Source organism: Seonamhaeicola sp. ABD4_340 (assembly GCF_056312135.1).
In genome coordinates this window covers 1274487-1295350 of the sequence record NZ_CM149981.1, presented here as the reverse complement: position 1 = coordinate 1295350, position 20864 = coordinate 1274487, and the positions used below count along the sequence as shown (strand labels likewise).

18 protein-coding genes and 2 tRNA genes are annotated in these 20864 nt (G+C 29.8%); 14 read left to right on the top strand and 6 right to left on the bottom strand.

The window, feature by feature from the left end; all coding sequences use genetic code 11:
• The first annotated feature begins 40 nt into the window (after nt 1-40).
• From ACYX4H_RS05685 to ACYX4H_RS05670, 4 genes are all read left to right on the top strand, one after another.
• Entirely contained in the window at nt 41-2272 is a 2232-nt protein-coding gene (locus ACYX4H_RS05685) for a ribonuclease R family protein (protein WP_476238252.1), read from the top strand.
• A gap of 21 nt (nt 2273-2293) precedes the next feature.
• On the top strand, nt 2294-2596 hold the full coding sequence (locus ACYX4H_RS05680; protein WP_475295008.1) for a YbjQ family protein: 303 nt from the start codon (nt 2294-2296) through the stop codon (nt 2594-2596).
• A 75-nt stretch (nt 2597-2671) separates the two neighbouring features.
• On the top strand, nt 2672-3346 hold the full coding sequence (locus tag ACYX4H_RS05675) for a head GIN domain-containing protein (protein ID WP_476238251.1): 675 nt from the start codon (nt 2672-2674) through the stop codon (nt 3344-3346).
• A gap of 122 nt (nt 3347-3468) precedes the next feature.
• A complete protein-coding gene (locus ACYX4H_RS05670; RefSeq protein WP_476238250.1) occupies nt 3469-4167 on the top strand; it encodes a LysE family translocator in 699 nt (232 codons plus the stop codon).
• A 20-nt stretch (nt 4168-4187) separates the two neighbouring features.
• Here the strand turns inward: ACYX4H_RS05670 and ACYX4H_RS05665 are convergent.
• From ACYX4H_RS05665 to folB, 3 genes are all read right to left on the bottom strand, one after another.
• Nucleotides 4188-4257: transfer RNA gene (locus tag ACYX4H_RS05665), tRNA-Cys, on the bottom strand.
• A 72-nt stretch (nt 4258-4329) separates the two neighbouring features.
• Nucleotides 4330-4401, bottom strand: a tRNA-Cys gene (locus ACYX4H_RS05660).
• Between the two features lie 88 nt (nt 4402-4489).
• Nucleotides 4490-4861 (bottom strand): dihydroneopterin aldolase, encoded by a 372-nt coding sequence (folB, locus tag ACYX4H_RS05655; protein WP_476238249.1) that lies wholly within the window; start codon nt 4859-4861, stop codon nt 4490-4492.
• A 213-nt stretch (nt 4862-5074) separates the two neighbouring features.
• Here folB and ACYX4H_RS05650 point away from each other — a divergent pair, with 213 nt between their 5' ends.
• The 3 genes from ACYX4H_RS05650 (at nt 5075) to ACYX4H_RS05640 (ending at nt 8580) form a co-directional block, all read left to right on the top strand.
• On the top strand, nt 5075-7075 hold the full coding sequence (locus ACYX4H_RS05650; RefSeq protein ID WP_476238248.1) for a glutamine--tRNA ligase/YqeY domain fusion protein: 2001 nt from the start codon (nt 5075-5077) through the stop codon (nt 7073-7075).
• A 70-nt stretch (nt 7076-7145) separates the two neighbouring features.
• Nucleotides 7146-8303, top strand: a complete 1158-nt coding sequence (locus ACYX4H_RS05645) for a GNAT family N-acetyltransferase (protein ID WP_476238247.1) — start codon at nt 7146-7148, stop codon at nt 8301-8303.
• A 70-nt stretch (nt 8304-8373) separates the two neighbouring features.
• Nucleotides 8374-8580 (top strand): hypothetical protein, encoded by a 207-nt coding sequence (locus ACYX4H_RS05640; RefSeq protein WP_475295014.1) that lies wholly within the window; start codon nt 8374-8376, stop codon nt 8578-8580.
• Nucleotides 8581-8627: 47 nt separating this feature from the next.
• Here ACYX4H_RS05640 and ACYX4H_RS05635 read toward each other — a convergent pair whose 3' ends face one another.
• The gene (locus ACYX4H_RS05635; RefSeq protein WP_475295015.1) at nt 8628-9557 is read right to left on the bottom strand and encodes an SPFH domain-containing protein; all 930 of its coding nucleotides are present in this window, start codon (nt 9555-9557) and stop codon (nt 8628-8630) included.
• Nucleotides 9558-9626: 69 nt separating this feature from the next.
• On the opposite strand from ACYX4H_RS05635, the gene ACYX4H_RS05630 reads away from it, so the two are divergent.
• A complete protein-coding gene (locus ACYX4H_RS05630) occupies nt 9627-10310 on the top strand; it encodes a hypothetical protein (protein WP_476238245.1) in 684 nt (227 codons plus the stop codon).
• Nucleotide 10311: 1 nt separating this feature from the next.
• Here the strand turns inward: ACYX4H_RS05630 and ACYX4H_RS05625 are convergent, their stop codons facing one another.
• Together ACYX4H_RS05625 and gltX are read right to left on the bottom strand one after the other, a co-directional pair.
• Nucleotides 10312-11259 (bottom strand): SGNH/GDSL hydrolase family protein, encoded by a 948-nt coding sequence (locus ACYX4H_RS05625; RefSeq protein ID WP_476238244.1) that lies wholly within the window; start codon nt 11257-11259, stop codon nt 10312-10314.
• A gap of 15 nt (nt 11260-11274) precedes the next feature.
• Complete coding sequence (gltX, locus tag ACYX4H_RS05620) at nt 11275-12792, bottom strand: glutamate--tRNA ligase (protein ID WP_476238243.1); 1518 nt, start codon at nt 12790-12792, stop codon at nt 11275-11277.
• A gap of 82 nt (nt 12793-12874) precedes the next feature.
• Here gltX and ACYX4H_RS05615 point away from each other — a divergent pair, with 82 nt between their 5' ends.
• From ACYX4H_RS05615 to ACYX4H_RS05590, 6 genes are all read left to right on the top strand, one after another.
• Complete coding sequence (locus ACYX4H_RS05615) at nt 12875-16243, top strand: hypothetical protein (RefSeq protein ID WP_476238242.1); 3369 nt, start codon at nt 12875-12877, stop codon at nt 16241-16243.
• Entirely contained in the window at nt 16236-16661 is a 426-nt protein-coding gene (gene ybeY / locus ACYX4H_RS05610) for an rRNA maturation RNase YbeY (RefSeq protein ID WP_476238241.1), read from the top strand. The genes ACYX4H_RS05615 and ybeY overlap by 8 nt, the downstream gene beginning before the upstream one ends.
• A 91-nt stretch (nt 16662-16752) precedes the next feature.
• Entirely contained in the window at nt 16753-18624 is a 1872-nt protein-coding gene (gene mnmG / locus ACYX4H_RS05605) for a tRNA uridine-5-carboxymethylaminomethyl(34) synthesis enzyme MnmG (RefSeq protein WP_476238240.1), read from the top strand.
• Complete coding sequence (locus ACYX4H_RS05600) at nt 18624-19052, top strand: hypothetical protein (RefSeq protein WP_476238239.1); 429 nt, start codon at nt 18624-18626, stop codon at nt 19050-19052. Before mnmG ends, ACYX4H_RS05600 begins: the two co-directional genes overlap by 1 nt.
• 117 nt (nt 19053-19169) lie before the next feature.
• Nucleotides 19170-20030, top strand: a complete 861-nt coding sequence (locus tag ACYX4H_RS05595) for a class I SAM-dependent methyltransferase (protein WP_476238238.1) — start codon at nt 19170-19172, stop codon at nt 20028-20030.
• Nucleotides 20031-20257: 227 nt separating this feature from the next.
• The gene (locus tag ACYX4H_RS05590; protein WP_475295024.1) at nt 20258-20770 is read left to right on the top strand and encodes an OmpH/Skp family outer membrane protein; all 513 of its coding nucleotides are present in this window, start codon (nt 20258-20260) and stop codon (nt 20768-20770) included.
• Nucleotides 20771-20864 lie beyond the last annotated feature (94 nt).

The window sequence follows — 20864 nt, the reverse complement described above, 5'->3', positions numbered from 1 at the left end:
CTTTAGCACAATATATTGATTAAAAAAAATATCCATTAGGATGGCAAGAAACAACAGAAGGAGAGCAAAAAAGGGTATTCCTAATCTAACAAATACAATTTTAAGTCTTTTAAAAAAAGAACGCAACCAAGCTTTTAACTACAAGCAAATAGCTGCTAAATTACAAGTAAATGATGCTAGTAGCCGTAACCAAATAATAAAAACTTTAGCTAAACTAACAGCAAAAAAAGAAATTCAGGAAGTAGACAGAGGTAAATACAAAGCCATTGTTAATACAGAGTACCACATTGGTAAATTAGACATGACACCAAAAGGATCTGGTTACATTATTTGTGATGCTTTTGAAGAAGATGTGTTTATAGCCTCAAACAATGTTAATAGAGCATTGCATGGCGATGAAGTAGAATTTTATTTATATAAAAGACGCAAAAGAGGAAAACTAGAAGGCGAAATTACAAATGTTGTAAAACGAGAAAAAAACGATTATGTTGGTGTTATTCAAATACACAAAAATTATGCTTTTGTAGTGCCAGATAACCCAAAAATGTACAAAGATATTTTTGTACCAATTAATAAAACGTTTAATGCTGAAGAAGGTGATAAAGTATTGGTTAAAGTTGAAGATTGGCCAGAAAATGCCGATTCTCCTTTTGGTAGCGTAGTTAAAGTTTTAGGAAAACCCGGTGAACATAACACCGAAATTCATGCTATTTTATCAGACTACGGATTGCCTTATGAATTTCCATATGAAGTTGAAGATTATGCCAATAAAATAGATACATCAATAACCAAACAAGAAATTGCAAAAAGACGCGATATGCGTAAAGATTTAACCTTTACCATAGACCCAAAAGATGCTAAAGATTTTGATGATGCACTATCTTTTAAAATTTTAGAAAATGGTTTGTTTGAAATTGGTATTCACATTGCCGATGTATCACATTACGTAAAAGAAGGCACCGTTTTAGATGATGAAGCTTATAATAGAGCTACATCGGTATATTTAGTTGATAGGGTAGTGCCAATGTTGCCAGAAATTCTGTCTAATAATGCCTGTTCTTTACGTCCGCACGAAGAAAAATATACCTTTTCGGCTGTTTTCAAACTAAATGATAAAGCCGAAATTAAAGACCAATGGTTTGGCAGAACAGTAACCTACAGTGATGCCCGTTTTGCTTATGAAGAAGCCCAAGCAATTATAGAACACAACCATAACTTAAATTTTAATGATACCCTGCAATTAAAAGATATTGAAACTACAATTCCAAGTGAAGTTTCACTAACAGGTAAAACTTATAAAACTACGCCAAATGTAGCACAAGCAGTTTTAATTTTAGATAAGCTTGCTAAAAAAATGCGCAGTAAACGTATGCGCAACGGTGCTATTTCTTTTGATAAAGTTGAAGTTAAATTCAATTTAGATGAAGAAAAAAATCCAGTTGGTGTTTTCTTTAAAACCAGTAAAGATGCCAATAAACTTATAGAAGAGTTTATGCTTTTGGCAAATAAAAAAGTGGCCGAATTTATTGGTAAACAAAACCCAAAAAAAACATTTATTTACAGGGTTCATGATGAACCAGACGATAGTAAACTAGCTGCATTACAAAATATTGTAGGCAGATTTGGTTACAAATTAAATTTTCAAGACCGTAAAAGTGTTACCGCTTCTTTAAATAATTTATTAAAAGAAGTAGTTGGTAAAAAAGAACAAAATTTAGTTGATACTTTAACAATTAGAAGCATGAGTAAAGCCGAATATACTACTCATAATATTGGGCATTACGGTTTGGCTTTCGATTTTTATTCGCATTTTACATCACCCATTAGGCGTTATCCTGATGTTATGGCACACAGGTTATTACAACATTATTTAGATGGCGGAAAATCGGCTAATGAAGAGGCTTTTGAAGAAAAATGCCAACACTCTAGCAACATGGAAAATTTAGCCACTAAAGCCGAAAGAGATTCTATAAAATACATGCAAATTCGTTTTATGGAAGATCATAAAAATGAAGATTTTTTAGGCGTTATTTCGGGTGTAACAGATTGGGGAATTTATGTTGAAATAATTTCAAATAAATGTGAAGGCATGGTAAGTGTTAGAGATATAAAAGATGATCATTACGCTTTTGATGAAAGCCAATTTGCATTAGTTGGTAGAAATACCAAAAATATGTATCAATTAGGTGATGAGGTTATTGTAAAAGTTAAAAATACAGATCTTGTTAAAAAACATTTAGATTTTTTATTAGTAGGTAAACCTGAAGATTAATTCACAAAACATATTAAAAACATGATTTTAACAACAACACAAACTATTGAAGGTTATAAAATTGAAGATTATTTAGGTATTGTAACAGGCGTTAGCGTAAATATGCCAAAAGTATCATTGAGTTTTAATATGAAAAAATATTATCAATCTTTTGAAAAAAGAGTGCATGATATAAAAGAAGAAGCTTTTCAAAACTTAAAAGAAAACGCTAAAAATTTAAATGCAAATGCAGTGGTTGGTATAAATTTAGATATTGAAACATCAGATTCTACAGGCGTAATTTTTGTATCTGTAACTGGTACCGCCGTAAAAGTAGCTGTTTAATCTAAAAATTTTCTTAAAGTTATTTACAACGGAATAATTCTTGATAATTTTACGTTTAAATAAAAAACACTTCACATGAAACGTATATTAACACTAGTATTAATACTAACAACCACATTAAGTTTTTCACAAAAATCAATTGAAAAAGAAATAGGCGAGTTTAGTGAATTAAAAGTGTACGATTTAATAAATGTTGAACTCATAAGTTCAAATAAAAATAAAGTTGTTATTACTGGAAAAAATAGAGATAATGTATTAATTAACAACAAAAACGGAACACTTAAAATAAAAATGAGTTTTAAAGAAATTTTTGATGGTAACGAAACCAACATTAAACTTTATTACTCAAAAGTTGATATTATTGATGTTAATGAAGGCGCTAATGTTTATTCTGATGATACTATAAAACAGTTTGAAATAGATTTAAAGGCCCAAGAAGGTGGTCAAATAAAAATTCCGGTTAATGTTACGTATGCTAATATAAAATCGGTTACAGGAGGCATTATTACAGTTTCAGGTAAAGCTAAAAGTCAAGATATATCTATATTTTCTGGCGGAATTTATAAAGGCGAAACTTTAAGCACTAATAAAACCGAAGTTGCAGTTAGAGCTGCTGGCGAAGCTTATGTTAACGCTACAGATGTAGTTGATGTAAAAATTAGAGCTGGTGGTGATGTGTTTATTTACGGCAACCCAAAAACTGTAAATGAAAATAAAGCACTTGGTGGCAGAATTAAACGTATGAAATAATTCTTAAAAAAATAACAAGTTACTTAAAACCATGCATTGCATGGTTTTATTTTTTAATAACAGTAAATAAGAGTAAAGAAAATCATAAAATATTTATTTACTTTGTAAAGCAATCTTTATAAATGTTAGACGATATACTTTCTGCTATTCCCTTTGGTATTGTACTTGCTTTTACAATAGGCCCTGTGTTTTTTGTACTTTTAGAAACCAGTGCCACAAAAGGTTTTAGAAGCGCCCTAATATTTGATTTAGGTGTTATTTTAGCCGATGTTATTTTTATAATAATTGCATTTTTTAGCACTAATAAACTATTAGAAAAAGTAAAAGACGACCCTAATTTTTTAATTTTTGGTGGTGTACTTTTAATAGTTTACGGGCTAATATCGTTTATAAAAACCTCTAAATCGTTTAGAGAAATTGTTAGAGAATATCATAAAGTTGAAATAAAAAAAGGCTACGGAAAACTATTTTTAAAAGGGTTTTTACTCAATTTTATAAATATTGGCGTGCTTTTAGGTTGGGTAGCTTTTATAGTTTTAGCCAATACTTTAACAGAATCTAAGCAAGGTGTAGTAGTATTTTTAAGTACCATTTTAGTAGTGTATTTACTTGTTGATATTTTAAAAATAATTGTAGCAAAGCGCCTTAAAAATAAACTAACTCCACGTTTAATTTTTAAAACAAAAAAAATAGTAGCCCTTGTAATTTTAGGTTTTGGTATTTTATTGTTTGTACAAGGTTTGTTTCCAGAAGCTTATAACAAAAACAAAGAAAAGCTTGAAGAACGCATAGAACCATTAAAAGAAAAGCTTCCAGTGTAAACTGAAAGCTTTTTTTATTGAGGCGTCGAATGGATTCGAACCACTGTACCAGGTTTTGCGAACCTGTGCCTACCACTCGGCCACAACGCCATTTTTAATATGTTATATGTGCTATTTGAATTCTTGTGAGGGAGACAAGAATTAGAAATTTAAAAAATCTAGAGGCGTCAAGCGGATTCGAACCGCTGTACCAGGTTTTGCAGACCTGTGCCTAAGCCACTCGGCCATGACGCCTTATTTATTTCTAAATTTTTGAATTAGTTTTCTTGGTGAGGGAGTCAAGAACAACGACTGCAAATGTAAAAAAAAATATTGCTTTTTCTTACTTAATTTTAATTTTTCGCCTATCAGTCATTTTTATCGTTACGCAAGCCACATCTCCACCTATTGGCGGATTAATTTTGCTAACCCAAACTGTTGCTTTTTTCACCATATCATCTTCAGTAAAAATTCTATCTAAAATACGTCTGGCAACCGTTTCTAACAGTTTTGCGGGTATAGCCATTTCTTCTTTAATAATGCGGTTTAAAAAAACATAATCTACCGTATCACTTAAAGCATCAGATTTTGCCGAAGCTTGTAAATTAGCTTTAACTTCTAAATCAACTCTATATTCACTACCAATTTGAGTTTCTTCTTTTAAACAGCCATGGTAAGCATTAACTTTTATATTTTCAACCTTAATTACACCCATTATTTTAATAAAAAAATTACTTGTAAATGCTAAAATACTATACTTTGGTTTAATTTTATTTTATGATGCTATTTTTTAATAAAATTTTTAAAAATATAGGTTCTTCAGGTTTTCTAATTACAAATACAACCGTTTTTTCATTTGATTTTAAGAGTTTTTAAATGAAAAAATTCACGTATTTTTGGTTCCTATTTTATAGAAAAACATTTTACAATGTCTGAGGAAAGAAAATCACTCAATTTTATTGAGCAAATTATAGAAGAAGATTTAGCAAATGGCATGCCTAAAAACACTTTACGTTTTAGGTTTCCGCCAGAACCTAATGGTTATTTGCACATTGGGCATACTAAAGCTATTGGAATAAGTTTTGGTTTAGGCGAAAAATATAACGCGCCCGTAAATTTAAGATTTGATGATACAAATCCGGCTAAAGAAGAGCAGGAGTATGTAGATGCTATTAAGCGCGATGTAGCGTGGTTAGGCTATACATGGGATAAAGAGCTATATTCTTCAGATTATTTTCAGCAATTATATAATTGGGCTATTCAACTTATAAAAGAAGGCAAAGCGTATGTAGATTCGCAAACCAGTGAAGCTATGGCAGAACAAAAAGGTACACCAACACAACCAGGTGTTGATGGTCCTTTTAGAAACAGATCGGTTGAAGAAAACTTAGATTTATTTGAAAGAATGAAACTTGGTGAGTTTGATGAAGGCGAACATATTTTAAGAGCCAAAATAGATATGCAACACCCTAATATGTTAATGCGAGATCCTATTATGTACAGGATTTTAAAAAAGCATCATCATAGAACAGGTAATAATTGGTGTATTTACCCAATGTACGATTGGACACATGGTGAAAGTGATTACATTGAACAAATTTCACACTCTTTATGCTCACTAGAATTTAAGCCTCACAGAGAGCTTTATGATTGGTTCTTGGATCAAGTTGTTGATGAAGATAAATTACGTCCAAAACAACGCGAATTTGCACGCTTAAACCTAAGTTATACCATAATGAGTAAACGTAAATTACTGCAATTGGTTAATGATGGTGTTGTAAACGGTTGGGATGACCCGCGTATGCCAACAATATCTGGTTTACGCCGCAGAGGTTACACACCAAACGCATTAAGAAAATTTGTTGATACTGCAGGCGTGGCAAAACGTGATAATGTTATTGATGTATCACTTTTAGAATTTTGTATACGCGAAGATTTAAATAAAACGGCGCCAAGAGTTATGGCGGTTTTAAACCCTGTTAAATTAGTAATTACTAACTATCCTGAAGATAAAGTAGAGTGGTTAGAAGCCGAAAATAATCAGGAAGATGATAGTGCCGGTTTTAGAAAAGTACCTTTTTCTAGAGAATTGTACATTGAAAAAGAAGATTTTAAAGAAGAAGCAAGCAATAAGTTTTTCAGATTAAAATTAGGTGGCGAAGTCAGATTAAAAAATGCCTACATTATTAAGGCCGAAAGCGTTGTAAAAGATGCTAACGAAAACATTACCGAAATACATTGTACCTATTCTGAAGATACAACAAAAAAAGTAAAAGGTACTTTACACTGGGTATCTATACAGCATGCTATAAATGCTGAGGTTAGAGAATACGATAGGTTATTTATGGATGAAGCGCCAGATGCTCACCAAGACAAAGATTTCATGGATTTTATTAACCCTAATTCTCTAAAAGTTATTAAAGCTTTTGTTGAACCAAGTTTAACTGAAGCTAAAATAGGAGATAGGTTCCAATTTCAACGTTTAGGTTATTTTAATGTTGATGAAGATTCTACTTCAAATAAATTAGTATTTAATAAAACGGTTGGTTTAAGAGATACTTGGGCAAAGGTAAAACCAAAACCACAAAACAATCAAAATACAAATCAGCAAAAGCCACAACAACAATCTCAACGGAAAGCTATTGATGTTATACAAAAGCTAGGTAAAAAGTACACTAATTTACCTGAAGCTAAACAACAAAAGGTTAGAGAAGAAATTTTAGAACTTGCTAACAATGTGAGTTATGAAGAGCTTGAACCTCTTTTTGGTACAGCTGTAAAAAAGGTTGGAACACGTATTGCTACAACATTAACGTTAAGTGTTTTACTTAAAAATGGTCTGGCTAAAAATGAAGCTGTAAATGATTTTATTACTAAAGCTTTAGAAGATAAAAATGAATTGTTAGTTGCTGAAGCACAATTATTATAAATACATTTTTTAGTAATTTTTTAATATAAATTTAGACTGAAGCCTATAACTTCAGTCTTTTTTATTTACATTGATACATTTTAAAATTTTTAATACCGTTAATGAAATTCCGCAAGCATGGGATACATTACTTGTTAATGATGTTTTTTTAAAAACACCTTTTTTAAAAGCTTTAGAAGAAGCATCGCCAAGTAATATTTCATCATATTTTATAGGTGTTTATAAAAATAACACATTGGTTGGTATTGCTTTAATACAGCGTGTTCAAATGTATGTTAATGATGTTTTTAGAGATACATCAAACACATTTATAAAACAAGTGGGTAAAATATTGGTATCAAAATTTGTACGCGGAAATGGTTTGGTTGTGGGTAACTTAATGCATACAGGCCAACATGGGCTTTATTTTAATGCTTCGTTAATTTCTTATAATGAGTTTTTACAAACTTTAGAAAAAGCCATAGGTAAACTTAGTAAGCACATTAAAAAACGCTTCAATAAAAAAATAAGAATTGTAGTGTTTAAAGATTATTTTGAAGATGATAGTATTCACAAAAACACTGCATTTTTCAAAAATCAAAATTTATACAAAGTACAAATGCAACCTAATATGTTATTTCAAGTTAAAAATACTTGGGAAAACACTAATGATTATGTTGCGGCATTCAATAAAAAATACAAAAGACGTTTTAAAACCGCCCGTAAAAAAAGCAATCAATTAGTTTGCAAAGAACTAAGTTTAGACTTTATTAAAACAAACACAGAAGCCATTTATAAGCTATATAAACAAGTTTCAGATAATGCTAGAGTAAATTCCTTTATGTTACCAATAAATCATTTTTTAAGTCTTAAAACACATTTAAAACAAGACTTTAAAATGTTTGGATATTTTTTAAACAATGAGCTTGTTGGTTTTTATTCTTTAATTTTAAATAATACCATTTTAGAAACTTACTTTTTAGGCTACAACAAAAATATACAACAAAGGCACCAATTGTACTTAAATATGCTGTTTAACATGGCTAGTTATGGTATTGATAATAAGTTTAAAACCGTTGTATATGCTAGAACTGCTATGGAAATTAAAAGTTCTATTGGTGCAAAACCTCATACAATGCATGTGTATTTAAAGCACACTAACCATATTATTGCTAATACGGTTTTAAAATGTGTTGTAAAATATATGAACCCAATAAAAACTTGGGAAGAAAGGCATCCTTTTAAGTAATTTTAATAACTCTTTAAGATAAGTTGTTTTGTAAATTCAGTATATTATTTAAAACTAAAAATAAACATATATGAATGCTACAAACAATAAATTATTAACTGAAATTACTAGTTTAACAAGAAAAATTGAAGATAACTATCCGGAGTTACAAAAGTATTTAGATGAAAATAGAATAACCATTTCTAATGAAAATTTTAATGCATCAAGTATTAATACTGAAGAATTAGAAAATTATAAAAACACATTAAAATCACTTATAGAAAAATATAAAAATTAAAAAAACCTGTTCACTTTTTGAACAGGTTTTTTTAATAGTTTACTTATTTATTCTTCATCATTATTTTTCTTCTTTTGTTTTTTCATGGCCTCACCAATTTGGTTACTTGCAGTAAAACTTGCAACCATATTGTTTAACATATCGCTTCCTGCTTGTGGTGAGTTTGGTAATAAAATTAAATTACTATTAGTTTCTTCACCAATAGATTGTAGTGTATCATAGTGCTGCGTTACTACAATAAGTGCAGATGCTTCTTGGCTATTTATACCAACTCTATTTAAAACTTCAACCGATTCTTCTAAACCACGAGCAATTTCTCTACGCTGATCTGCAATACCTTGTCCTTGTAAACGTTTGCTTTCAGCTTCAGCTTTTGCTTTTTCAACAATTAAAATACGTTGCGCATCACCTTCATATTGTGCAGCAATCTTTTCACGTTCAGAGGCATTAATTCTATTCATAGCTGCTTTTACTTGGGCATCAGGATCAATATCTGTAACAAGCGTTTTAATAATATCATAACCATATTCCATCATAGCATCGTTTAATTCAGATTTCACAGCAATTGCAATATCATCTTTTTTAACAAATACATCATCTAACTTCATTTTTGGTACTTCGGCACGTACAACATCAAACACGTAACTTGTAATTTGATCATGCGGATAATCTAATTTATAAAACGCATCATACACTTTTTCTCTAATTACTTTATATTGAACAGATACTTTTAAGCGCACAAAAACATCATCTAAAGTTTTGGTTTCAACAATAACATCTAATTGCTGAATTTTTAAACTTAGTTTACCTGCAATTCTATCTACAATTGGAATTTTTAATTGTAAACCAGAATGACGAATACTTTGAAACTTACCAAAACGCTCAATAATTGCAGCTGTTTGTTGTTTCACAATAAAAAATGAAGAGATTAAAATAATTAATCCGAAAAAAATAATTGGATAAATAAGATAGCCCATGATAGAAATTTAATTGGTTTATAATGTGTTACTAATTTAGGTTATATTTACACTTTAACCCAAAAGCTGATGAAAAAAATACAACTTTATTTATTAGTAGCTATTTTACTAACTTTTGTTACAGAAAGTTTTGCTCAACGTGGAAATTATAGAATAACTAATGGTTTTTCAATTTCTGGTGGTTATAGCCAGTTTGATATTACTACTAATAATTTTGAAACTAAAGCAGGTAATGGTTTTGCTGCGGGCTTTTTAGCCACAGTAGATATACCTAACCAATGGTATAATGTTAGTTTTGGTTTACAGTTTTCTGAAAATACCTTAGGCATTTTGGCAAGACCAAACATTGTATCTACAACCAACACGTTTATTGATTATAAGCTTATGAAAGTACAGGCTGTTTTATTAGCTAATATTAAAGTTGTTGAAAATATTTTTACTATTGATGTTGGCCCAATGATACAATACAATAATAGTTTAGAGTTGAAAGATGATTCACAAAAAAATTATTATATAAACAATTATACAAGCTTAACTGCAGATGCCATAACTAATATTTCTAAATTTAATTTTAATGGCGTTGTAGGAGCATCGGTAGGAATAAAAAATTTCAAACTTCGCGGACAATATATTTATGGTTTTACAAATATTTTGAAAAATCTTGAAAATGAAAATTTAAATACTTTGGGTGGCAATGCTCGTTTTAAAGGTAACCAAAGTATGCTAGTTTTAGGTGCTACAATTTCATTTTAAACTAATTGGTCTTTAAAATTTCTGAAATTTTCATGTCTAAATCGTTCACGTGCTTTTTAGTTGGTTCAATATTGTTGAGTTTAACAGTGTCTTTTTTAATATAGCCCACGTATTTTAACCACCCGTTTGAACGAATAGCTCTTCTTGTTTTTACCAGTTTAAAAAGCGTATTATTTTTCAGTTTATTAATTTCTTTTGTAGCGCTGTTAATGGAAATTTCAGGATACAAATCATTTAAAATCTTTTTAGCCATATAGAAATGACCAACTTTATTTGGGTGAATACCATCTGGAATAAATGTAGAATCTGGGTAGCTTTCTTTCAATAATTTAAGTTTAGTATTCATGTAACTATGCAAGTTTATTACTTGTACATCTTCAATGTGTGTTAACCAATTTGCATAGTTTTCAAGTACATTATTATAGTTTGCATAGGGTTGAATGTATGAATAACTATCACGGTTTTCAGCAACATTTTTTCTACTTGCATCAAAGGGTGTTGGCGTAACTAAAATCAGTTTTGCACCAGTTGCTTCAATTTTGGTTTTTAGTTTTAAAATACCGTTTTTGTAATTATTAAAACGGGTACTATCTAATTCTGAATAAATCCCATCATTCATACCATAACACGCTAAAACTACATCTGGCTTTGTTTGTTGTAGTGCGTTATCTAATCTGTTATGAATGCATGGTCTTGGAAAAGCATGAGCAGCCTCAGAATCACCCGAGGCTGTTTCACTAGATAAGCCAATGCTTATGATATTTAGCGTATCATTTGGGTAGTTTTTTCTTAAGTAAAATTCTAATAAATCTACATAACCACCGTGCTGTGTTATGCTATTACCAAGTATTAAAACTTTTTTATTGTGAAGCGGTAAATTATTTTTTTTGGTATTGTTACTACATGAAATAAAAAGTAGTAGTGTGGTTAAAAATAAAAAATGCTTCATAATAGTTTTAAAAAATTAAATTGATTTTATAGCAGTATTAATGCGTGAAATGGTTTCATTTTTACCAATTAAATAAATAATATCAAAAACATCAGGACCTTGTAAAGCGCCTACTAAAGCAAGCCTAAGCGGCATCATTACTTTACCAAAGCCTATGTCGTTACTGGTAATCCAACCCTTTACTGTGTTTTGTATGTTTTCGGCAGTAAAATCTTCGGTGTTACTTATAAGTTCAGCAACGGTTTCTAAAATTGATTTTGTATCATCTTTAAATGCTTTTTTTGATGCTTTTTCATCATAACCCTCAGGTGCTTTAAAAAAGAAATGACTTAAATCCCAAAGGTCACTTACAAAGGTTGCACGTTCTTTAACTAGTGCTACTACCATTTCAATATAATTAACATCAATATTTGTATTAGTAGTAGTATCAACTATAGGTTTAAATTGTTCTGCAATAACCGTATTGTTTTGTTGTTGCATGTAGTGGTGGTTAAACCATTTTATTTTATCAGGGTCAAACCTAGCGCCAGCTTTATTAACACGATTCAAATCAAATGCATTAATAAGTTGTTCAAGGTTAAAAATTTCTTGTTCAGTACCAGGGTTCCATCCTAGAAATGCTAAAAAGTTTACAACGGCTTCAGCAAAATAACCATCTTCTTTGTAACCTCTAGAAATATCATTTGTTTTTGGGTCTTTCCATTCTAAAGGAAACACAGGAAAACCTAATTTATCGCCATCGCGCTTGCTTAATTTACCTTTTCCGGTAGGTTTTAGAATTAAAGGCAAATGTGCAAATTCTGGTGCTTCCCAACCTAAAGCTTGATACAATTGGTAGTGTAAAGCTAAACTTGGCAACCACTCTTCACCACGAATAACGTGTGATATTTTCATTAAATGATCATCAACAATGTTTGCTAAATGATAGGTTGGCATACCGTCACTTTTATAAAGTACTTTATCATCTAAAATATTTGTATCTATTTTAATATCGCCTCTAATAATATCTTTTAAATGAAGTGTTTCATCTTGTGGCGATTTAAAACGAATTACATAATCATTACCAGCTTCAATTTTAGCGTTCACCTCTTCAGCAGAAAGCGCTAATGAATTGCTCAATTTTAAACGGTTATGCCAATTATAAATAAATGTTTTTCCTTTTGTTTCGTGGTCTTTTCTATGAAAATCTAGTTCTTCAGCAGTATCAAAAGCGTAATAAGCATTGCCGTTGGCAATAAGTTTTTCAGCATATTGCTTGTATAAATTTTTACGTTCACTTTGCCTGTATGGTCCAGAAGTTTCGTTTTTATCTGGACCTTCATCAAACGGAATGCCGCACCAATTTAAAGCTTTAATTATATATTGTTCTGCGCCTTCAACATAACGGTTTTGGTCTGTATCTTCAATACGTAAAATAAATTGGCCGCCATGTTTTTTAGCAAATAAATAATTAAAAAGGGCGGTTCTTACGCCACCAATATGCAATGGTCCGGTTGGGCTTGGTGCAAAACGCACTCTTACGTTTTTGGTCATTTTAAAAGTTTAAATTTGCCACAAAGATACAATTAACACATAATTATAAACACTGTACTAAATAAAATTGTAGTTTAGTATTATGCATAATTTTAATACTATAAAAGCTAAGTTAGAAGCCTTTACAAAACGGTACTATGTAAATGAACTGTTAAAAGGTATTATTCTTTTTTTTGCTATAGGTTTTCTTTATTTCTTGTTCACTCTTTTTATAGAGCATTTGCTTTGGCTTAACACCACAGCAAGAACCATATTGTTTTGGGTTTTTGTTGCTGTAGAAATTTCACTTTTAATAAAGTTTATTATTATACCGTTAGCAAGATTATTTAAGCTAAAAAAGGGTATTAATTATGTAGAAGCTTCAAAAATTATCGGTAATCATTTTCCTGATGTTAATGATAAGTTGTTAAACATTCTTCAGTTAAAAAGTAATGAAAATGAAACAGAATTACTACTTGCTAGTATAGAGCAAAAAGCTTTAGAGCTAAAACCAATTCCTTTTAAATTGGCTGTAAATTTTAAAGACAATCTAAAATATTTAAAGTATGCGGCCATTCCAGTTTTAATTTTATTAGTAACCTTTTTAACCGATAATTTAAATTGGTTCAATAAAAGTTATGATAGGTTAGTGCATTATAAAACTGCTTTTGAAGAGCCTGCGCCTTTTAAATTTATTATTGAAAACCCAATACTTCAAACTGTAGAAAATAAAGACTATAACTTAATAGTAAAAACAGTTGGTGATTTTGTTCCTGAAAATGCAAAAATAACTTATAACAACGAATCTTATTTTTTAAAGCAAACTAGCTTAAATACTTTTGAATATGTTTTTACACAACCAAAACAAGCTATAAACTTCAATTTATCTGCCAATAAAGTAGTTTCTAAAACACATACCCTAAATATTATGAATGCACCATTATTGTTAGACTTTAATATGCATTTAAAATACCCTAATTATACAAAAAAAACACCTGAAGTGTTAAATGGTACAGGTAATGCACTTGTACCTGAAGGCACAGAAATTACTTGGAAGCTTAACACTAAAGCCACACATTATGTTAATTTCATAACTAATGATACCATAAAATTTTCAAAAAAGGATGACAGCTTTGAAAACACCAAAATTGTGCGTAATAATTTAAATTACAGTATTAGCACAAACAATAAAAATATTATTAATTATGAGAATTTAAATTTTAATATTGATGTTATTAAAGACCAATTACCACAATTAAAAATAGATGTTAAAACAGACAGCACCAATGCACAAACATTATATTTTAAAGGTGAAGCTAGCGATGATTACGGTTTTACCAAGTTGCAGTTAGTGTATTACCCCACAGTTAATGAAAATGATATAAAATTTATCAATATTCCGGTAAATAAATCTAACCAAATCTCTTTTATAAGTGCATTTCCTAATACAATTAATGTAAAAGAAGGTATATCATATAGTTTATATTTTCAAGTATTTGATAATGACTATGTTAATGGTTTTAAACAAGTAAAAAGTACCATTTTTAGTTATAGAAAATTAACTAATGATGAAGAAACTAAAAAACAACTGCAACAGCAGAGTCAAACAATAAAACAGCTTAATAAATCACTAGAGAAGTTTAATACACAAGAAAAAAGTTTAGACGATATTACTAAAACACAAAAGGAAAAAGCCAATTTAAGTTTTAATGAAAAGAAGAAATTAGCGGCTTTTTTGCAGCGTCAAAAACAGCAAGATGAAATGATGAAAAATTTCAACAAAAAGCTTAATGATAATCTAGACCAATTTCAAAAAGATAAACCTACTGATGATTTAAAGGAAGACTTAAAAAAACGTTTAAATGATAATGAAGAGCAGTTAAAAAAAGACGAAAAATTATTAGAAGAACTAGAAAAGTTACAAGATAAAATTAGTCAAGAAGAATTAATTAAAAAACTTGATGATTTAAAAAAACAAAACAAAAATAAAAAACGAAGTTTACAACAACTTTTAGAGTTAACCAAACGATTTTATGTTGAAAAAAAATTAGAAGCTTTAAAGGAAAACTTATCTCAAATTGCAGAAGAACAAGAGCGGTTATCTAAAGATGATTCAGAAAAAAACTCAAAAGAAAATCAAGAGCATCTAAATAAAGCTTTTGAAGATTTTACCAAGGCTTTAGATGCCCTTAAAAAAGAAAACAAAAATTTAAAAAAGCCTTTTGAAATTCCGCAAGATAAATTAAATGAAAATGAAATTAAAGAAGATCAAAAGCAAGCAGCTGATGCTTTAAATAACGAAAAAAAGGAACATAATAATCCTGAAAACAATAGTAAACAAAAGTCTAACTCATCTAAACAACAAGCACAACAAAAACAAAAAAACGCTTCAAAGAAAATGAAGCAAATGTTGTCACAAATGCAGAATAGTATTCAAGCTAATGCTGGTGAGCAAATGCAAGAAGATATGGAAATGCTAAGGCAGATTTTAGATAATTTAGTGCTTTTTTCTTTTGACCAAGAGGCACTAATGGATAAGTTTAAAAGCATTAACCAAGACCACAACAAATATGTTTCACACCTAAAAAGCCAATATAATTTAAAAGAACATTTTGAACATATTGATGATAGTTTGTTTGCTTTATCAATGCGTCAACCTAAACTTTCTGAACAGGTAAATAAAGAAATAACTGAAGTGTTTTTCAATATAGATAAGGCTATAAGTTTGTTTGCCGAAAATAATTTATACCAAGGTATTTCAAACCAACAATTCGCGATTACTGCTGCTAATAATTTAGCCGATTTTTTAAGTGATGTTTTAGATAATATGCAAGAAAATATGAATATGTCTGCGGGTCAAGCTCCAGGTGATCAACAATTGCCAGACATTATTATGAGTCAAGAACAACTCAATGAATTGATGAAAGATGCTATGAAAAAGTCCCAACAAAAAGGTGAATCTAATAAAGATGAAAAAGGTGACGAACAAAAAGGAAATAAACCAGGGAACGAAGAGAATAAATCTCAAGGCAATAAAAATGGTGAAAATAACAATGAAGATTTAAATGGACAATTATTTGAAATTTACCAAAAGCAACAACAGCTACGTCAAGATTTAGAGGAACAAATAAAAAAACAAGGTTTAAAAGGAAACGCAAATTATCTTTTAAAACAAATGGAGGATGTTGAACTTGAATTACTAAATAAAGGCTTCTCAAATAATGCTCTCAATAAAATGCTTAATTTAAAACATCAATTGCTAAAATTAGAAATAGCAACACACGAACAAGGAGAAGATAATAAGCGCGAGTCTGAGACCAACACTAATGGTTTTAATAACAATTCTAACATTCAAATAAATAAGGCAAAAGAATATTTTAATACTATTGAAATTTTAGATAAACAAGCAGTACCTTTGCAAAATATTTATAAGCAAAAAGTACAGCAATATTTCAATGCAAGAAATGATTAATTTCAATTACGAAACAGATTTTAAAGTAAATAATGAAGAGGCTATCTCAAAATGGATTATCTCTGTTGTATCAAATGAAGGGTTCAAACTTGAAGAAGTTAATTATGTGTTTTGTGATGATGAATATTTACACAAGCTAAATGTAGAGTTTCTTAAGCATGATACATTAACAGATATTATTAGTTTTGATTATACTGTAGGCAAAATTATACAAGGCGATATATTTATTTCTGTTGAAAGAGTTGCGGATAATGCTAATGATTTTAATGTTTCTTTTGAAGGTGAATTGCACAGGGTTATGGTACATGGTATACTTCATTATTGTGGCTACAAGGATAAAACCGAAGCCGATAAGCAAGTTATGCGAGATAAAGAAAACCATTATATTTCTGTATTAAAGGAAAGTTTAAAATCATAATTTATTGATGTTCCACGTGGAACATCAATTATCAAAATACCTATTTATTAATTTATATGTTCCACGTGGAACATTTTATATTTATTAAGCTATGTTTAATGAAGTTTATGATGTAATTGTTGTTGGTGGTGGGCATGCTGGAAGCGAAGCTGCAGCTGCGGCCGCTAACATGGGAAGTAAAACATTGTTGGTTACAATGAATCTACAAAACATTGCACAAATGTCTTGTAATCCTGCAATGGGTGGTATAGCTAAAGGTCAAATTGTACGAGAAATTGATGCGCTTGGTGGTTATAGTGGAATTGTTTCTGATACATCTGCAATACAGTTCAAAATGCTTAATAAATCTAAAGGGCCTGCAATGTGGAGTCCAAGAGTGCAGAGTGACAGAATGCGTTTTGCTGAAGATTGGAGAATGCTTTTAGAGCAAACCGAAAATTTAGATTTCTACCAAGAAATGGTTTCTGGTTTGCTTATTGAAGGCGATAGTGTTGTTGGTGTAAAAACTTCTTTAGGTGTAGAAATTAAATCTAAATCTGTGGTGCTTACCAATGGTACTTTTTTAAATGGGCTGATACATATTGGAGATAAATGTTTTGGTGGTGGTAGGGCAGGTGAAAAAGCTGCAACCGGTATTACTGAACAATTAGTTGATTTAGGTTTTGATTCTGGTAGAATGAAAACAGGAACACCGCCAAGAGTTGACGGAAGAAGTTTAGATTTTTCTAAAATGATAGAACAACCAGGAGATGACAATCCAGAGAAATTTTCATATTTAGATATTACAAAACCTTTGGTTAAACAGCGTTCTTGCCATATGTCTTATACAAGTCCTTTGGTTCATGATTTGCTTCGCGAAGGTTTTGATAGGTCGCCAATGTTTAATGGCAGAATTAAAAGTTTAGGCCCGCGTTATTGTCCGTCTATTGAAGACAAAATAAATAGGTTTGCTGATAAAGATCGTCATCAATTATTTGTTGAACCTGAAGGTTGGAATACTGTAGAATATTACATAAACGGGTTTTCAACATCATTACCCGAAGATGTTCAATTTAAGGCATTGCGTTCTGTTGCCGGTTTTGAAAACGTTAAATTTTTTCGTCCTGGTTATGCTATAGAATATGATTATTTTGCACCTACACAATTAAAACATACTTTAGAAACTAAGCTGGTTAATGGTTTGTATTTTGCTGGCCAGATTAATGGTACAACGGGTTATGAAGAAGCTGCATCTCAAGGGTTAATGGCGGGTATAAATGCCAGTTTAAAAGTGCAAGAACGTGACGTATTTACTCTTAAACGAGATGAAGCGTATATAGGTGTTTTAATAGACGATTTAATTACAAAAGGTACTGAAGAACCGTATAGAATGTTTACATCGCGTGCTGAGTATAGAACATTGCTTAGACAAGATAATGCCGATTTAAGATTAACACCTAAAGGTTTTGAGTTGGGTATTGCTTCTGAAAAGCGTTTAAAGCGTATGGAAGAAAAACATGAATCTGCTAAACAATTTGTTTCTTTTTTTGAAACCACAAGTGTTCAACCAGATGAAATTAATCCAATTTTAGAATCTAAAAATTCCTCAGCTGTTAAACAATCTGGTAAGCTTTTTAAAATATTTGCGCGTCCAAATATTGAAATGGAAGATATTAGAAAAGTAAAAAGTGTTGAAACTTATATACAAAATAACAATTTAGATAGAGAGGTTATTGAGCAAACCGAAATACAGGTTAAATACGCAGGGTATATTGCAAAAGAAAAAAATAATGCCGATAAACTTAATAGGCTTGATTATGTAAAAATTCCAGCAAATTTTGATTACTCTCAAATAAAATCAATGAGTTTTGAAGCTCGTGAAAAACTTAAAAAAATTCAACCTACAACCGTTTCACAAGCATCACGAATAAGTGGAGTATCTCCAAATGATATTTCAGTGTTGTTAGTTTATATGGGTAGATAATGGGTTGTGTTATTTTAAAGCAAAAATTATCATTTACGGTTTTAATGCAATTGGTGTTTCTAATATCTGTTGGTTTATTTGTTTTAACTTTTTTATACAGTTTATGGTTTTTACCGCTTTTCATAGCATCATTATTGTGGCTTTTTGGTAGTTATAATTATGTTTTTTATAGTAACGGTGCGCATAAAATTCAAATTAAATCATTTGGTTTTGTGTTAATAACACGCAACAAGGTGTTTTTAAAACCAGATTATATTTCGTTGTTTCAACAATCATTTCAACAAACATTGGGTTTTGGTTTTTTAGAATTTGGTAAGGCCAGATTTAAAAGTTATACAATTAAACTTTTTAATGGCAATACAAATCAAATTATTTATAAAACAACACGTAAAGAAGAAGTGTTGAAACTAGGAAAAAAGCTTTCTTAAGTATTGCATGTGGAATTATACAATGCTTTAAAATAATTTTGTTCCACGTGGAACAAAATTATTTTTTCATAAATAAATATATTTTTTAATAGAAAACTATTAAACACAAAATAAAACGTGGCAAGTAAAAAAGCGTATATAAAAGTTAAAGATTATTCTGTTTCAGGAGAAATATTTCAATTAATAGAAAATTCTGAATATGGTTTTTTAGAAACTCACCCAAAACCTTCTGAAGAAAAATTACCAGCATATTATAAAAGCGAAGATTATATTTCGCATACAGATACAAAACGTAATTTTTTTGAGAAAGTATACCATTTAGTTAGAAGTTTTACTTTAAACAAAAAGCTAAAACTTATTAATGCTTTTGTTGCTAAAAGCCCAGAGGAAAAAAGTTTGTTAGATATTGGTTGTGGTACAGGTGATTTTCTTTTAACCGCTAAAAATAATAATTGGGTAGTTTCTGGTATTGAACCAAACAATGAGGCTAGGAGCATTGCAAATAAAAAAACAAACAATTCAGTTTTTAACACAGAAAAGCTTTCAGAATTTAAATCACAGAGTTTTGATGTTATAACACTTTGGCATGTTTTAGAACATTTGCCAAATTTAGAAGAACACGTTAAAATTTTAAAAACATTACTAAAACCAAACGGAACATTAATAATTGCTGTACCAAACTATAAAAGTTATGATGCACAATATTACAAAGAATTTTGGGCGGCTTATGATGTTCCTAGGCATCTTTGGCATTTTAATAAAAATTCTTTATCTAAATTATTTTCAAAAACTTCTATGAAAATTGAAAAAATTAAACCAATGTGGTATGATGCGTTTTATGTATGTCTTTTATCTGAAAAATATAAAACCGGTAAAATGAATTTTATTAAAGCTTTTTTCAATGGTTTTGTTTCAAACATCAAAGCGATAACTTCAAAAGAAGCATCATCACTAATTTATGTGATTAAAAATAGCTAATTCTTATTTAAACACGGTTTTTGAACTCTTTTTTAATTTAAACAAGTATTTGGGTTGGTGTTTTTTTAAAGTAGCTTAAAACGCTTTATTTGCAGTCTTTTTTAATAAGTATTAGTTATTTATATTTATAATTTCAATAATTTTTACTTATACAATGAAATTGAAGTTAATTTTCATTTCTATATCCTTTTCTTTTTTACATTTGCTTCAAAATAATTAAAATAAAAATGAAGCAAATATTTTACGTTTTATTAGCGGCTTTTGTTTTTACATCATGCCAGCAACAAAAAATTGGATACATTGATAACGGAACTGTTATTAACGATTATCAAGCTAAAAAAGATATTGAAGCAAAATTTCAAACTAAAGAAAAAGCCTTCGCTCAAAAATATGATAGTATTGACAAAGCGTTTCAATTGGAAGTTCAAAAGTTTCAATTAGCAGCAAATAAAATGTCGCAATCTAAAGCGCAAGAACGTTACCAAGAATTAGGTCAGCAAAAACAAATTAACGATCAGCAAAAACAGGCTGAAGCGCAACAGTTAACACAAGCTTTCCAAAATGAAATTGATACTTTAATTGTTGAAGTAAAAGATTTTGTAAAAGACTACGGAAAGAAAAACGGTTATAACTTTATTTTAGGGACTAGTGATGGTGCATCATCGGTACTTTACGGTAAAGAAGAAACCGATTTAACTAAAACAGTTTTAGAAGCTTTAAATGCTGCATATAAAAAATAAATAAAACACTGTTAATCAGTTTATTAACCCTGAAAAAATTACTTTTCAGGGTTTTTTTATGCCATAAAATGAATGTTTCTAAACAAAATAATGT

Bases quoted from the DNA above. Each gene is read 5' to 3' on its own strand.
- ACYX4H_RS05685 (WP_476238252.1), top strand. From the start codon at position 41: ATGGCAAGAAACAACAGAAGGAGAGCAAAAAAGGGTATTCCTAATCTA.
- ACYX4H_RS05680 (WP_475295008.1), top strand. From the start codon at position 2,294: ATGATTTTAACAACAACACAAACTATTGAAGGTTATAAAATTGAAGAT.
- ACYX4H_RS05675 (WP_476238251.1), top strand. From the start codon at position 2,672: ATGAAACGTATATTAACACTAGTATTAATACTAACAACCACATTAAGT.
- ACYX4H_RS05670 (WP_476238250.1), top strand. From the start codon at position 3,469: ATGTTAGACGATATACTTTCTGCTATTCCCTTTGGTATTGTACTTGCT.
- folB (WP_476238249.1), bottom strand. From the start codon at position 4,861: ATGGGTGTAATTAAGGTTGAAAATATAAAAGTTAATGCTTACCATGGC.
- ACYX4H_RS05650 (WP_476238248.1), top strand. From the start codon at position 5,075: ATGTCTGAGGAAAGAAAATCACTCAATTTTATTGAGCAAATTATAGAA.
- ACYX4H_RS05640 (WP_475295014.1), top strand. From the start codon at position 8,374: ATGAATGCTACAAACAATAAATTATTAACTGAAATTACTAGTTTAACA.
- ACYX4H_RS05635 (WP_475295015.1), bottom strand. From the start codon at position 9,557: ATGGGCTATCTTATTTATCCAATTATTTTTTTCGGATTAATTATTTTA.
- ACYX4H_RS05630 (WP_476238245.1), top strand. From the start codon at position 9,627: ATGAAAAAAATACAACTTTATTTATTAGTAGCTATTTTACTAACTTTT.
- ACYX4H_RS05625 (WP_476238244.1), bottom strand. From the start codon at position 11,259: ATGAAGCATTTTTTATTTTTAACCACACTACTACTTTTTATTTCATGT.
- gltX (WP_476238243.1), bottom strand. From the start codon at position 12,792: ATGACCAAAAACGTAAGAGTGCGTTTTGCACCAAGCCCAACCGGACCA.
- ACYX4H_RS05615 (WP_476238242.1), top strand. From the start codon at position 12,875: ATGCATAATTTTAATACTATAAAAGCTAAGTTAGAAGCCTTTACAAAA.
- ybeY (WP_476238241.1), top strand. From the start codon at position 16,236: ATGATTAATTTCAATTACGAAACAGATTTTAAAGTAAATAATGAAGAG.
- mnmG (WP_476238240.1), top strand. From the start codon at position 16,753: ATGTTTAATGAAGTTTATGATGTAATTGTTGTTGGTGGTGGGCATGCT.
- ACYX4H_RS05600 (WP_476238239.1), top strand. From the start codon at position 18,624: ATGGGTTGTGTTATTTTAAAGCAAAAATTATCATTTACGGTTTTAATG.
- ACYX4H_RS05590 (WP_475295024.1), top strand. From the start codon at position 20,258: ATGAAGCAAATATTTTACGTTTTATTAGCGGCTTTTGTTTTTACATCA.